Annotated in this window: 11 protein-coding genes; 8 read left to right on the top strand and 3 right to left on the bottom strand. The window is 60.9% G+C overall.

Annotated elements, in window-relative coordinates:
• The first annotated feature begins 50 nt into the window (after positions 1–50).
• On the top strand, positions 51–1,505 hold the full coding sequence (locus ACR0C5_RS08605; RefSeq protein WP_480875973.1) for an efflux RND transporter periplasmic adaptor subunit: 1,455 nt from the start codon (positions 51–53) through the stop codon (positions 1,503–1,505).
• A gap of 5 nt (positions 1,506–1,510) precedes the next feature.
• Positions 1,511–4,909: an efflux RND transporter permease subunit gene (locus tag ACR0C5_RS08600; protein ID WP_480875972.1), complete on the top strand. Its 3,399-nt coding sequence runs from the start codon at positions 1,511–1,513 to the stop codon at positions 4,907–4,909.
• On the opposite strand, the gene ACR0C5_RS08595 is transcribed toward ACR0C5_RS08600, so the two are convergent.
• Both ACR0C5_RS08595 and ACR0C5_RS08590 read right to left on the bottom strand, forming a co-directional pair.
• A complete protein-coding gene (locus tag ACR0C5_RS08595) occupies positions 4,906–5,325 on the bottom strand; it encodes an NUDIX hydrolase (RefSeq protein ID WP_170789671.1) in 420 nt (139 codons plus the stop codon). The genes ACR0C5_RS08600 and ACR0C5_RS08595 overlap by 4 nt on opposite strands.
• Positions 5,326–5,331: 6 nt before the next feature.
• Positions 5,332–6,132 (bottom strand): protein-disulfide reductase DsbD domain-containing protein, encoded by an 801-nt coding sequence (locus ACR0C5_RS08590; RefSeq protein WP_480875970.1) that lies wholly within the window; start codon positions 6,130–6,132, stop codon positions 5,332–5,334.
• Positions 6,133–6,289: 157 nt separating this feature from the next.
• Between ACR0C5_RS08590 and ACR0C5_RS08585 the strand changes: the two genes are divergently transcribed.
• On the top strand, positions 6,290–6,844 hold the full coding sequence (locus ACR0C5_RS08585) for a YqgE/AlgH family protein (RefSeq protein WP_480875969.1): 555 nt from the start codon (positions 6,290–6,292) through the stop codon (positions 6,842–6,844).
• Here the strand turns inward: ACR0C5_RS08585 and ACR0C5_RS08580 are convergent, their stop codons facing one another.
• Positions 6,845–7,795 carry an L-threonylcarbamoyladenylate synthase gene (locus ACR0C5_RS08580; RefSeq protein ID WP_480875967.1) on the bottom strand — a complete coding sequence of 317 codons (951 nt, stop codon included), beginning with the start codon at positions 7,793–7,795 and terminating at the stop codon, positions 6,845–6,847. It lies immediately after the preceding gene.
• Positions 7,796–7,931: 136 nt separating this feature from the next.
• Here ACR0C5_RS08580 and ACR0C5_RS08575 point away from each other — a divergent pair, with 136 nt between their 5' ends.
• The 5 genes from ACR0C5_RS08575 to ACR0C5_RS08555 all read left to right on the top strand — a co-directional run bounded on the left by ACR0C5_RS08575 (position 7,932) and on the right by ACR0C5_RS08555 (position 13,586).
• The gene (locus tag ACR0C5_RS08575; protein ID WP_170772640.1) at positions 7,932–9,635 is read left to right on the top strand and encodes an acyl-CoA dehydrogenase family protein; all 1,704 of its coding nucleotides are present in this window, start codon (positions 7,932–7,934) and stop codon (positions 9,633–9,635) included.
• Positions 9,635–10,681, top strand: a complete 1,047-nt coding sequence (locus ACR0C5_RS08570; RefSeq protein ID WP_480875965.1) for an MBL fold metallo-hydrolase — start codon at positions 9,635–9,637, stop codon at positions 10,679–10,681. Before ACR0C5_RS08575 ends, ACR0C5_RS08570 begins: the two co-directional genes overlap by 1 nt.
• A 4-nt stretch (positions 10,682–10,685) precedes the next feature.
• Positions 10,686–11,135, top strand: a complete 450-nt coding sequence (locus tag ACR0C5_RS08565; RefSeq protein ID WP_480858283.1) for a DUF6173 family protein — start codon at positions 10,686–10,688, stop codon at positions 11,133–11,135.
• A gap of 65 nt (positions 11,136–11,200) precedes the next feature.
• On the top strand, positions 11,201–13,039 hold the full coding sequence (locus tag ACR0C5_RS08560) for a glycerophosphodiester phosphodiesterase family protein (RefSeq protein WP_480875963.1): 1,839 nt from the start codon (positions 11,201–11,203) through the stop codon (positions 13,037–13,039).
• Positions 13,026–13,586, top strand: a complete 561-nt coding sequence (locus ACR0C5_RS08555) for a hypothetical protein (RefSeq protein WP_480875960.1) — start codon at positions 13,026–13,028, stop codon at positions 13,584–13,586. Before ACR0C5_RS08560 ends, ACR0C5_RS08555 begins: the two co-directional genes overlap by 14 nt.
• The last annotated feature ends 37 nt before the right edge of the window (positions 13,587–13,623 follow it).

Below are 13,623 nucleotides of genomic sequence, written 5' to 3'. Positions count from 1 at the left end.
CCGGCTACCTTTTGTAGGTGGCGGCTTGATGTAACCGGGGTAAGTGCAACATGCGATTTCTGAGGCAGAGCCTTGTCGGTGTGTTTCTGGCGTCCGTGACGCTGGCGCTGCTGTTTGTTGCGGCCCAGATGATCGCGGGGGCCGTGCAAGAAGTGCTGACCCGCGAAGATCGCCCGCCGAAGGCTCGTGAACGCATCTTTGCCGTATCCGTACGCCCGGCCGAGTTTGTAACCGTCACCCCTAATCTGGAAGCGTTCGGTGAGGTTCAAAGCCGTCGCCGGTTGGAACTGCGCGCGGCGCTGGGTGGGCGGGTCGTTGCCCTGTCTGAGGATTTCGAGGATGGCGGTGCGGTAACCGCAGGCGAAGTGCTGGTCGAGTTGGACCCGGCAAATGCGCAATCGGCCCTTGATCGCGCCAAATCGGATTTGCTGGATGCCCAGTTCGAAGAACGTGACGCCGAGCGTTCGCTTCTGTTGGCGCAGGATGAGTTGAAATCGTCAGAAACGCAGGTTGAATTGCGAAACCGCGCGATGAAACGGCAGCAGGACCTTCTGGCTCGGGGTGTTGGTTCTGTCGCGGCGGCGGATGATGCGGAACTTGCAGCAGCCGCGGCCGAGCAAGCAGTTCTGGCCAGACGTATCGCATTGGCGCAGGCGGAATCGCGGGTGGATCAGGCGACGACACTGCTGTCTCGCGCCCGTATCGCGCTTGAAGCCGCCGAACGTGATCTGGGCGATATGACCATCCACGCCCGATTTGGTGGAACGCTGACGGATGTCACGCTGGTCGAAGGGCGTTTGGTTGCGGCCAACGAAAAGCTGGCCGAACTTGTGGACCCCAACGCGCTGGAGGTCGCTTTTCGCATCTCGACTGCGCAGTTCGTGCGTCTTTTGGATGCAAATGGCGATCTGATCTCGGCCCCGGTCACGGTCTCGCTTGAGGTCACGGGCGCGGATCTGACTGCACAGGGACAGATCAGCCGTGACAGTGGGTCTGCCGGGGAAGGGCAGACCGGGCGTCTGATCTATGCGCGGCTTGATGGGGCCTCGGGCTTCAAGCCGGGGGATTTCGTGACCGTCACTGTGCAGGAACAGCCGCTGGACAATGTGGTGCGCCTGCCTTCGTCTGCTTTGGATGCGGTGGGGACGGTTCTGGTACTGGGCCCCGATGACCGGCTTGAGGCGCTGCCTGTGCAACTGGTCCGCCGTCAGGGGGATGAGGTTCTGCTGCGTGGCGAAGGCTTGGAAGGGCGAGAGGTCGTAATTGGCCGCACGCCGCTGCTGGGCGCGGGGGTACGTGTGCGCCCGTTGCGGGTTGAGGCGAGCGCCGGAGCGGATGCGGGCTTGGTCGAACTGTCAGACGAACAGCGAGCGCAGCTTGTGGCGCAGGTCGAAGCCAGCGACCGGATGCCCAAGGACATGAAAGAGCGCGTGCTGACTCAATTGAGCGAGCCTAAAGTCCCCGCCTCGCTGGTGCAGCGAATTGAAAACCGGGCCGGAGGATAGGCGCGATGATGCGCGAAATCCCCGGTGCGGCCAGCGGCATTCTCAGCTATTTCACCCGCCATAGGACCGTCGCCAACCTGTTGTTGCTGGTCATGGTGGTTCTGGGCGTCGCGGCTGCCCCAAACATGCGGGCGCAGTTCTTTCCCGATGTGATCCTGGAACGGGTCGACGTGAATGTCGCGTGGGAAGGCGCGGGCCCCGAAGACGTGGATAACGGGATTGTTCAGGTGCTGGAGCCGGCACTGTTGGCGGTTGAGGGCGTGGCCAGCACAGATGCGACGTCGCGCGAGGGCAATGCCCGCATTCGGCTGGAGTTCGAGCCTAACTGGGATATGTCGCGCGCGGTCGAAGAAGTCAGAACTGCCGTTGATGGCGTGACCAACCTGCCCGAAGATGCGGACGAGCCGACTATTCGGCGCGGGGCTTGGCGCGATCGGGTGACCGATCTGGTTGTGACAGGGCCGGTCGCGCCGGATCAGTTGGCAAAGTTCACCGATGAATTGATCAACCGCCTGTTTGCCGTGGGCGTCACGCGGACCACGATCCGGGGCCTTGCTGCGCCGCGCATCGTGGTCGAGGTGCCCACCGCGCAACTGATCGCCAATGACATCACCCTGTCCGAGATTGCACAAGCTGTCGCTGCCGAGGTCACAGCAAACCCCGCAGGCGATGTGACCGGGGCCAATGCGCGCATCCGCACAGGTACCGAAAAACGGAGCCCCGAGCAGATTGAGGGCATCCCTTTGCGTAATTTCGACGATGGCTCGAAGCTGTTGATCGGCGATGTGGCGCAGATCCGGGTCGAGGGCGTGAACCGCGATCGCAGCTATTTCGTCGGCGAAAACCCGGCCATGTCGGTGCGGGTTGACCGCTCGAACCTGGGGGATGCGATTGAAATTCAGCACACGGTCGAAGACGTGGTCGCCGAAATGCAGGCCAGTCTGCCCGAAGGTGTCACGGTCGAGCTGATCCGAACCCGTGCGCAGGCCATCACCGACCGTCTTGATATTTTGATCGACAACGGGCTGGTCGGGTTGGGACTGGTCGTGTGCCTGCTGTTTCTATTCCTCAACGCGCGGATCGCCTTTTGGGTGGCGGCGGGGATTCCGGTGGCGATGTCTGCGGCGATTGCCTTCATGTATATCGGCGGGTTGTCGATCAACATGGTCTCGCTGTTTGGTCTGATCATCACGCTCGGTATTGTCGTGGATGACGCCATCGTGGTGGGCGAACACGCCGATTTCCGTGCCCGACGACTAGGCGAGCCGCCCATGGTCGCCGCCGAACGCGCCGCACGCCGGATGGCCATGCCGGTCTTTGCCGCGACGTTGACGACGGTGATTGCCTTTTTCGGCCTGACCGCGATTGGAGGTCGGTTTGGCGAGTTGATCCGCGATATCCCCTTCACGGTGATTGCGGTGCTGATCGCCTCGTTGATCGAATGCTTCTTAATCCTGCCGAACCACATGGCCCATGCTATCGCGCATTCGGCCAAGGAGCATTGGTACGATCTGCCCAACCGCGTGGTCAATCGCGGGTTCCGCTGGGTGCGGGATCATGTCTTCCGCAAGGTGATCGCCTGGGCCGTCGCCGGACGGTATGTGGTGGTGGCTGCCATGGTGATGGTGTTGGCCAGCCAGGTGGCTCTGTTCATCAAGGGCGACGTGAACTGGCGGTTCTTTAACGCGCCCGAACGTGGCTCGGTCACCGGTAATTTCATCATGGTCGAGGGTGCGACCCGCACGGACACGCTGGCGATGATGCGGCAGTTGCAGATCGCGGTCGAAGAGATGGGGCAGATCTACGAAGAGCGCCACGGCCGCAACCCCATCGAATACGTTTTGGCCGAGGTCGGCGGCACCGCCGGGTTCGGACTGGCTGCGGCGGACGGCAAGGATTCAGATCTGTTGGGCGGGATTTCGATCGAACTGATCGATGCCGACCTGCGCCCATATTCCGGCTTTGAGTTCATCGGAGAACTTCAGGACTACGTCCCGCGCCATCCGAAGGTCGAATTGCTCAGCTTTAGGGGATGGCGGTCAGGACCGGGCGGCGATGCAATCGACGTGCAGTTTTCCGGAGCGGATGTGAACACGCTCAAGGCGGCGTCCGAGGACCTGCAACTTGAACTGTCGAAATACCCCGAAGTGTCCGCGCTGGAAGACAATCTGGCCTATGACAAGGAAGAATACATCCTCGATCTGACGGCACAGGGGCAGGCGTTGGGTTTCCGCATCGAAACACTGGGCCGTGTTCTGCGTGACCGGCTAAACGGGATCGAGGCCGCGACCTTCCCCGATGGCCCTCGCAGCGCTGAGATCAGGGTTGAACTGCCAGAGGGCGAGTTGACCGCAGATTTTCTTGAACGCACGCTGATGCGTACGCCGGATGGGGTTTACGTGCCGCTGGCCGATATCGTCTCGGTCCAGCGCAAGTCTGGCTTTTCCACCGTGCGGCGTGAGAATGGATTGCGGGTGATCTCGGTCAACGGAGATATATCGGAAGACGATCCGGCCCAAGCAGCCGAGATTGCGCGCGCCATGCAAGAAGAGATCCTGCCCAATATCGCCGCTGAACGGCAGGTGGAATGGACCATGGCTGGCCTCAGCGAACAAGAAGATGAATTCCTGACCGAGGCGCGCACCGGTCTGATCCTGTGCCTGACCGGTATCTATCTGGTTCTGGCCTGGGTCTTTGCCAGTTGGACGCGCCCACTGGTGGTCATGGCGATCATTCCGTTCGGTCTGGTTGGCACCATTTGGGGGCATTACATCTGGGATGTCCCGCTGAGCATGTTCACGGTTGTCGGTCTGTTGGGAATGACCGGGATCATCATCAACGACTCGATTGTTCTGGTTACGACCATTGATGCCTATCAGCAGGACAGGGGGCTTGTGCCCTCGATCATCGAAGGCACCGCCGACCGGTTGCGACCGGTAATGCTGACGACGCTGACCACGGTTCTGGGTTTGACACCCTTGCTGTATGAGGGCTCGCAACAGGCGCAGTTCCTGAAGCCGACTGTCATCACACTGGTCTATGGGCTGGCCTTCGGGATGCTGTTGGTGCTGCTGTTGGTTCCGGCGCTGCTGGCGATTCTGAACGACCTGTCGCGCCCGATGACCGCCATGCGCCGCGCCCTGCGTGCCCCGGATCGGGTCGTACAGGCGATGCTGACGGCAACGGGCTTTGTGTTGCTGGTCTGGTTCGGGCTGACCATGGTCTGGCCCGTGGCCACTGGGGCACCGATATCGATGTTGACTGGTCTTTACGGGGCCGAAGATGGAATCGTGGCGTTGAATATGGGGCTTGGGGCCTTTGTCGCAGGGGCTGCTATGATTTTAGTGATAAGTATTTCGCTGTCCGGCCTGCTCTATGCGCGGCTCAAGGGGCGCATGGCCTAGCCTCGGCGCAGGGCGGTTGCCAGAAGGTCGGGGACGCGGTCGCTCATCGGCAGGTCGCCGCGTTGGATCTGATCCAGCGGAAACCACCGCGCATCCCGCGCATCATCACCTGCGGCAGGCTGACCCGAGATATATTCACAGGCCACACCGACCAGCAGATAATGGTTTAGAACCGCACCTTGGGCATCCCGGCGCAGCAGGTCCAGATTGTCCAGATAGTGCAACGGGCGCGCGTTGACCGAGGTTTCCTCCAGCAATTCCCGCCGGGCGGCCTCCAGAACGGTTTCGCCCCATTCGACATGACCCCCGGGAAACCCCCACAGCCCGGCATCAGGCTGTTTGCCACGCTGGACCAGCAGAACCTGCCCGGCATGCACGACAACGGCCAGCGCACCGATTTTGGGGGTTTGGGTCATGCGGGGTCAGCCTGCGCTGCACCCCTGAATGTCGACGGCATGGTTTTCGCCCAGAACGGTGATCCGAATTGCAGACCGGTTCAGAGCAAAAGCGGCCCCATAGGCGCTGACGACTTCAGAGGTCGCAACCAGCGTATCGCCCTGACGCGAAGTGTCGGGCTGCGAAGCCCAGAGCGTTGGGTCGCCGGGCTCGATCACGGCGATCTCCTGCCCTCCGGCCGAGGGCATGGTCACGCGTGCTTCGATCTTGACGCCGTCCGAAGTGGGCGTCAGGCTGCAATGCGCACCGGACACCCGTGCCTCTTTCGCCGAATAAGGGCGCTGAGCCAGCGCTGCGGCGATAGTGGGGTTGCGCCCGGCATCAGCGTTCAGCGTATGGTCAAAGCCCAGCCGTTCGGGAATGCAGACATCCTTGCATATGCCCAAGTCCATTGTGCCTTTCAGATGCACGGGCTTTGCCGGGTTGGTAGGCGTGATCTCGACCGGCAGGACAAGTTGGTCTTCGTAGCCGATAGATTGAAGGCCGTTCTGGTCAAAGATATCCGGTGCGGGCCACGTGATCGACACATCCCCGACATTGTCCGAACTGGTCCAGTCGAACTGAGGCGGGATACCCGCATCACCTGGCGCGCGCCAATAGGTTTTCCATCCGTCCTGCAACGTCACTCGCACGGCGCCCAGATAGGTGCCCTTGGCGGTGCGTCCACCATCCAGAATGTCCAGTTCAGCCACAGGGCCATTGACCTCGGCCGTGGCCGCACCGGCCGCACCGAGGATGAGGGTCAAAGCGACCGCTGAAAATGTCATATGCGCGTTCATAATATATAAATGCGCGGTTGCAGCGCAGATTCCAAGTCACGTTCCGGTCACCTGAATGAAATCTGCGGAAAACTGCTGTGATCCCTTGCCAATGCCCGTCCGCAGGGGCCATTGTTGAAGGTGACGCAGCAAGAGATGTCGTTTTATGGACCTAACCGGAAAACTGTTGATTGCGATGCCTGGCATGGGCGATCCGCGTTTCGATCATTCGGTGGTGTTTATCTGCAGCCATGGCGATGACGGGGCGATGGGCCTGATTATCAACAAACCGGCAGACCTGCGGATCAAGACCCTGCTGAGCCAGCTAAATATCCCCTGCCGTATTCCGATTGTCGGCGAACGTCTGGTGCATTTCGGGGGTCCGGTTGAGATGTCGCGTGGCTTTGTCCTGCACAGCGCGGATTATGACGCCAATCTGCATTCGATGAAGATCTCGGATGATTTCAGTATGACGGCGACGCTGGATGTGCTCGAAGATCTGGCCTCGGGGCGTGGGCCGCTGAATTCGACCCTGGCGTTGGGTTATTCCGGCTGGGGTCCGGGTCAGCTTGAGGATGAGATCGCTATGAATGGCTGGCTGACCACGGATGCGACCTCGAAACTGGTGTTCGACGTGCCCGATGATGACAAATGGGAGGCCGCGCTGGCGACCCTTGGTGTTGATCCGCTGACGCTGTCGGCCAGCGCCGGGCGCGCCTGATCAGCTATCTCGCGGCGCGGCGGCGCGGCGCAGGCGGTCATTGATGGCTACACCCAGCCCGACAGAGGGGATCGGCGACACCGCAATCGGGCGTCCGGTATCGTTCAGCTTGTGCAGGGCGGCAAACAGGTTGGCGGCGGCCTCGGTCAGATTGCCAGTGGGCGACAGATTCAGATCGCAATCCACCGCGCCGAAACCCAGCAAAACCTCATCCCCCTGCGCCTGATCAGCCTCAAGGCGAACCGGGGAATCCGGCGCGTAATGCGATTGCAGCTGACCCGGCGCCGTCAAGATGCCACCGGGTTGATGGTGGTGAAGCTCAGTGCCCAAGACATGTTCTATCTGGTCCAGGGCCACGCCGCCAGGGCGCAGCAGGGTTGGCTCACCTGCAAGCCCGACAATTGTGGACTCCAGGCCTACGCCACAGGGACCATCTTTCAAAATGGCCGCGATGCGCCCGTCGAGACCGGCGCGTACGTGGTCGGCGGTGGTTGGGCTGATCTGGCCCGAAGGGTTGGCAGATGGGGCGGCCACGGGGCCGTCAAACGCCGTCAAAATGGCGCGCGCTGTAGGATGGGCCGGAACCCGCACCGCCAACGTATCCAACCCGGCCGTGACCAGCGACGACACGCCATGATCTGCGCGCAGGGGCAGCACCAGCGTAAGCGGGCCGGGCCAGAAGGCATGCGCAAGTGCTTCGCCCTGATCCGACCACTGCACGAAGCGCTGTGCCGCCTCAACCGAGGCGACATGCGCGATCAGAGGATTGAAACTGGGCCGTCCCTTGGCCGCGTAGATGTTTGCGACCGCCTCACCGTTGCAAGCATCGCCACCCAACCCATAGACAGTCTCGGTCGGGAAGGCGACCAGCAGACCCTGCCGCAGCAGGTCCGCCGCCTGCGCAATTCCGGTCGGGTCGGCGGACAGTTCGAGGGTTCCGTTGGGGATCATGAGGGGTGACGCCGCGTTTCGATTGCTTGTATCATGGGGACAGGTACCTAATCGTCTAAATCCAGATGAATAACGGCGGGTGCCGGGTTTTCCAACCCTGCCGTTTGAGACCCATTGAAAGCCCCGAGGTGAAGCCATGCCCTATCGCGCTCCCGTTTCCGACTATGAGTTCCTGTTCCGCCACGGCGTCGCGTTCGATCAGATCGCGGCGACGGACCGGTTTTCGGAAGCCAGCGAAGATGTGGTGAGCGCAATTCTGACCGAAGCGGGCAAGATGTGCGAAGAGGTTATGGCCCCGCTACAACGCCCCGGCGATCTGGAGCCCGCGCGCCTGGAAAACGGCGTTCTGCGCACCTCGCCGGGCTATGGCGACGGTTGGAAAGCAATTGCCGAAGGCGGCTGGATCGGGATGAGCGCTGACCCGGAATATGGTGGTATGGGCCTGCCGATGACCCTGACCACGGCTGTTAACGAGATGATGTCGGCCGCCTGTCTGTCGCTGCAACTTGCCCCTTTGATGACCCAGGGCCAAATCGAGGCGTTGGAACATCACGCCAGCGACAGCTTGAAAGAACTGTATCTGCCCAAGATGATCGCAGGTGAATGGTCGGGCACAATGAACCTGACCGAACCGCAGGCCGGTTCAGATGTGGGTGCTCTGACCTCCAAAGCCGAGCCCAACGGTGATGGCACCTATGCGGTTTCGGGCCAAAAGATTTATATCTCGTGGGGCGATAACGATTTTGCCGAAAACATTTGCCATCTGGTGCTGGCGCGTCTGCCCGACGGTGTGCCCGGAACCAAAGGGATTTCGCTGTTCCTGGTGCCCAAGTACCTGCCGGATGAGAATGGGAACCCCGGCGTGGCTAATGACCTGAAAGTGGTTTCTTTGGAGCATAAAATGGGTCTGCACGGCTCGCCGACCTGTGTAATGCAGTATGACGGGGCCACCGGTTGGCTGGTGGGCAAGGAACATGGCGGTATGGCCGCGATGTTCACCATGATGAACAACGCTCGTCTGGGCGTCGGCGGGCAGGGCGTGGGTGCGGCCGAAGGGGCCTATCAGCACGCACTGGCCTATGCGCAGGAACGTAAGCAGGGCAAGACCCCCTCGGGCACCATCATCGACCATGCGGATGTGCGCCGGATGCTGATGGGTATGCGTGCCGATGTTTTTGCGGCGCGTGCAATCATGCTGGCCAACGCTGCGGCCATCGACATGGCCACAGCCACCGGGGATGCTGATTGGGTGGCGCGCGCAGCGCTGCTGACGCCAATCAGCAAGGTCTTTGGCACTGAAACCGGAATGCGGGTTTCGGAAACAGGGGTTCAGGTGCATGGCGGCATGGGCTTTATCGAGGAAACCGGCGCGGCGCAGTTCTATCGCGATGTGCGCGTGACCGCGATTTACGAAGGCACGAACGGCATTCAAGCGATGGACCTTGTCGCGCGCAAGATGATGGATGGCGGCGAGGCGGCGGGTCGCCTGCTGGACGAGATCGAAGATCACGCCGAAAAGGCCCGCGCAACCATGCCCGAACTTGCGGGCCCGGTTTGGGAAGCGACCGAAAGCTTGCGTGAAACCACCGAATGGCTGGTTTCGCAGAGCGATATGAACACCCGTTTTGCCGGTGCGGTACCCTATCTTCATGCGTTTGCGCGCGTGTTGGGCGGACATTTTCACCTCAAGGCGGCGCTGGCTGCGGCCGATGGACCTCGGTTCAAGCTGGCGCGTTATTATATCAACGCGCTGCTGCCTGAATGTGCCGGTTTGTTGGCGCAGGCGCAGAATGGCGCTGACGACATCTACGCAATGGACGTAGATGAAATGGTGGCCTGATGGACGGAGATACCGCGCTGACGATCCGCTATCCTTGGCCCGAGCCCCCGGCACCGGGTGAAGCGATCGAGATTGCCGAGGGCGTGTTGTGGATGCGCCTGCCGCTCCCTATGGCGCTGGATCACGTCAATGTCTATGCGCTGGATGACGGTGACGGCTGGACGGTGATTGACGCGGGGCTGTCCTCGAACAAGACCCGGCGCATCTGGACCGACCTGATGGCGGGTCCGCTGGCTGGCAAGCCCGTCAAACGGGTGGTCGTCACACATCACCATCCTGATCACGTGGGCAACGCCGGGTGGTTTCAGTCCGAACACAGGGCCGAACTGGTCACGACCCGCACTGCCTGGCTGTTTTCCCGAATGCTGCAACTGGACGTCCAGGAAACCTGGCCGACCGAGACGCTGGATTATTACCGCAGCGCCGGTATGGATGCGGATTTCCTGGCCAAACGGATGACCGAACGGCCCTTTAACTTCTGCGACACGGTCTATCCGATGCCACTGGGCTTTACCCGGATCAAGCAGGGCAGCGTGATCCGCATGGGTGGGCGCGACTGGGACGTGCATATCGGCAATGGCCACGCGCCCGAACATGCCACCTTCTGGAGCCGCGACGACAATCTGGTGATCACCGGCGATCAGATCCTCAGCTCGATCAGCCCCAATCTGGGGGTCTACGTCACCGAGCCGCTGGCCGACCCGGTAGCCGAATGGCTGGACGCGTGCGAGCGTTTGCAGGGCCTTGCGCAACCCGATCATCTGGCGTTGGGCGGGCACAAACTGCCCTTTACCGGGCTGCCGCTGCGGATGAAGCAACTGATCAACAACCATCACAGCGCGCTGGAACGTCTGACCGATTTTCTGAACACGCCTAGAACCGCTGCCGAGTGTTTTCCGCCCCTGTTCAAACGAGAGATCGGCAACGGCGAATATGGGCTGGCGCTGGTCGAGTCAGTTGCACATCTGAACCATCTCTATCACATTGGAGCGGTGACCCGGACGCGGCGCGCAGACGGGGCGTGGGAGTTTCAGCGCAAAGGGTAAAACCATGGACAAGATCGATACCTCGGCCGAGGCGGCAGAATCCGCAGCCCTTCCCCGATGCTACGAGGTCCATGCCAATCCTGACGCCCAATCCGGGGCACAAGAGTTGCCCAACACGCTGCAAAAACCGGTCGAGACCAAAAGCCCCGCGCAATGGGCTTACGAGCGGTTGATCCTCTATATCCAGAATTTCGAAAAGACGCTGGATGCCGACCACGAAGTTGCCATGGGCTTTACGGGTGGCGACGCTGGCGTGATGCGGATCGAAGGGATGGGCTATTTCGATCCGGACATGATCACGTTCTATGGATCGGATGCGACGGGCGCGAGGACGCAACTGGTGCAACACGTCAGTCAGTTGAACGTGATGCTGCGCGCCCTACCCAAATCGGTCGAAGATAAACCGGCCAATCGGATCGGGTTCAGGCTGGCGGCTGATCTGGAAGATAGCTGATTACCTGACTTGCAATTCACGTTTGCGCAGCCTTGAATGAGTGCACCATTCAGGAGGGGCGCGGCATGACGACTTTCGTTGACGTTACAAATGCCTACAGGGGGGCATGGGCGCGATGGCACGTTTTTGTGCCGGTATACATCGCCGTACGGCTGCTGCTGGTGGCCCTGATTGCGCCCGGCGTGGCGATTGCGGTGAACTTGGCGGTCTCGCTGTCCGATCAGACCGCCCTGACCGATCAGGATATCGCGGCTTTCATCCTGTCTCCGGTCGGCTTCGTGGTCGCGATCGCAGTTCTCAGCATCTTTCTGCTGGCTGAAGTGTTGGTGTTTTCCGTCATGGCCGGATCACTGCGGATGGGGGAAAGCGACGCGTGGCGAGCGGGCAGTTCCGCGATCCGTTTGATCCTGTCGCGCTTGCCTGCGCTCTTTAGTTTTGCCGCGCGGTTTATTTTGCGGGTTTTGCTGTTGATTCTGCCTTTCGCGGCCGTCTCGGCCCTGATCGCGTGGTGGACGCTGACGGAATATGACATCAACTACTACCTGACCTTTCATCCTCCGTCCTTCTGGATTGCGGTAGGGCTGATCGGGGCGGTTATGTTGGCGATGGCATGGGTGTTGATCCGCCGGCTGTCGGCCTGGGCGCTGGGTCTGCATCTGGTCCTGTTCGAAGGGGTTGTTCCGGCTAGCGCCTTTAACATCAGCGCCAACCGGATGGAGGGTAAACGCGGGCGGTTGAAAATTGAGCTGGCGATTTGGCTTGTCCTGCGCCTTGTCATTGCCGGTTTGATCGCAACCGTTGCAGGGCTTCTGTTCGATCTGGTTCCGTTGCAAGGAGCGGCGCATCTGCGGCTGGCACTGATCTATAGCCTGATCGTTGCGGGTCTGTGGTCGCTGGCCGGGCTGATCCTGGCGGCAACTGCACTGGGCGCTCTGGCCGTGTTGCTGGATGGGTTTTTCGAGATCAAGACCTCGGAACCGCCGCACCCAGAGCCGGGCAACCTGCGTGTGCCGCTTTTGGGCGCCGTCGGTGCGGCCGCTGTAGCGGTGCTGATCGGGCTATGGCTGGGGCAAGGCCTGCTTGAGAACATTCAGGCCCCAGACCGGGCCGAGGTTATTGGACACCGGGGCGCGGCGGCGTTGCGGCCCGAAAACACCATGGCTGCTGTTGAAAAAGCGATCAAAGATGGCGCGGATTGGGTCGAGATCGACGTGCAAGAATCGGCGGATGGTGTTGTAATCGTGGCCCATGACAGTGATTTCATGAAACTGGCCGGTGTGCCCACCAAGGTTTGGGATGCCACGATGGAAGACGTGGCCGAGATCGACATCGGCAGTTGGTTCGATCCTGAATACGCCGATGAACGCACCCCGACCCTGCGACAGGTTCTGGAGGCAGCCAAAGGCAGATCCAAGGTTATTATTGAGTTGAAATATTACGGCCACGACGTCGATCTGGAAAACCGCGTCGCCGCGCTGGTGGAAGAGTTCGACATGCAGGACGACATCGCCACCATGTCGCTGAAATACCCCGCCGTGCAAAAGATGAAAAAGCTGCGCCCAGATTGGCGCGCTGGTGTTCTGGCGGCGACTGCCGTCGGCGATCTGTCCGGGTTGGAGGGTGAATTTGTCGCCGTTAACGCAGCGATGGCAACGCCGGGATTGGTTCGTAGCGTTCAGGCGGCAGGCAAGGATATCTATGTCTGGACTGTAAACGATCCACTGCAAATGTCTGCCATGGCCTCAATGGGTGTGGACGGGTTAATCACCGACCGCCCCGCCATGGCAAATGAGGTCCTGCGCGTTCGTGCCGAGATGGGTCCGGCTGAGCGCCTTTTGCTGTGGTTCGCCACCACCTTCGGAATGTCTGTTGATACTGAGACGATGCGCGATGAAAGCCCTTAAGTCAGCCATCCTTGTGATATTGATGGCGGGACCTGCGGCAGCACAGGACATCCTGCGCAATCTTGAAATGCCCGCCCACCGCGCGTTGATTGCAGCTGCGGCCGGTTCCCCTCTGACGCCATTTGAAACCGACGGCTGTTCTGGCGGTTTGTCATCAAGCTGGCGCTTCGTGGCCGAAACCTTTCCCAAGTTCCGCGCGCTTTATCAGACGCATCCGCCGTGGGAATATTGCTGCGTGGCCCATGACCGCGCATATCACAATGCAGGGGCCGGGCTTTTTGCTGAGGACAGCTATACCGCGCGCCTGTCTGCCGATGACACGCTGCGCGCCTGCGTCAAGCAGCACGGCGCCGATTACGCCCAAGAATATGCTGTTCTCTACGATATGACTCCCGACCAGATTCGCACCGCCCATTCGGTCACGGCCGAGGCGATGTATGCAGCGGTCCGGTTTGGGGGTGCGCCATGCTCGGGGCTGCCCTGGCGTTGGGGGTTTGGGTATCCGGGATGTTCGGTGTTTCCGTCTCTTGCACCTGCGCGCGAATGACGTGGTGACAGCCCTTGGATTTTCGATTATCCAACAT

This window comes from Ruegeria sp. N8 (assembly GCF_056531325.1).
Note: the sequence above shows the minus strand (reverse complement) of the source record. Positions and strands in the feature narration are given on the sequence as shown.

Coding starts and splice junctions, on each gene's coding strand:
- ACR0C5_RS08605 (WP_480875973.1), top strand. CDS start 51: ATGCGATTTCTGAGGCAGAGCCTTGTCGGTGTGTTTCTGGCGTCCGTG.
- ACR0C5_RS08585 (WP_480875969.1), top strand. CDS start 6,290: ATGGACCTAACCGGAAAACTGTTGATTGCGATGCCTGGCATGGGCGAT.
- ACR0C5_RS08555 (WP_480875960.1), top strand. CDS start 13,026: ATGAAAGCCCTTAAGTCAGCCATCCTTGTGATATTGATGGCGGGACCT.
- ACR0C5_RS08575 (WP_170772640.1), top strand. CDS start 7,932: ATGCCCTATCGCGCTCCCGTTTCCGACTATGAGTTCCTGTTCCGCCAC.
- ACR0C5_RS08565 (WP_480858283.1), top strand. CDS start 10,686: ATGGACAAGATCGATACCTCGGCCGAGGCGGCAGAATCCGCAGCCCTT.
- ACR0C5_RS08570 (WP_480875965.1), top strand. CDS start 9,635: ATGGACGGAGATACCGCGCTGACGATCCGCTATCCTTGGCCCGAGCCC.
- ACR0C5_RS08600 (WP_480875972.1), top strand. CDS start 1,511: ATGATGCGCGAAATCCCCGGTGCGGCCAGCGGCATTCTCAGCTATTTC.
- ACR0C5_RS08590 (WP_480875970.1), bottom strand. CDS start 6,132: ATGACATTTTCAGCGGTCGCTTTGACCCTCATCCTCGGTGCGGCCGGT.
- ACR0C5_RS08580 (WP_480875967.1), bottom strand. CDS start 7,795: ATGATCCCCAACGGAACCCTCGAACTGTCCGCCGACCCGACCGGAATT.
- ACR0C5_RS08560 (WP_480875963.1), top strand. CDS start 11,201: ATGACGACTTTCGTTGACGTTACAAATGCCTACAGGGGGGCATGGGCG.
- ACR0C5_RS08595 (WP_170789671.1), bottom strand. CDS start 5,325: ATGACCCAAACCCCCAAAATCGGTGCGCTGGCCGTTGTCGTGCATGCC.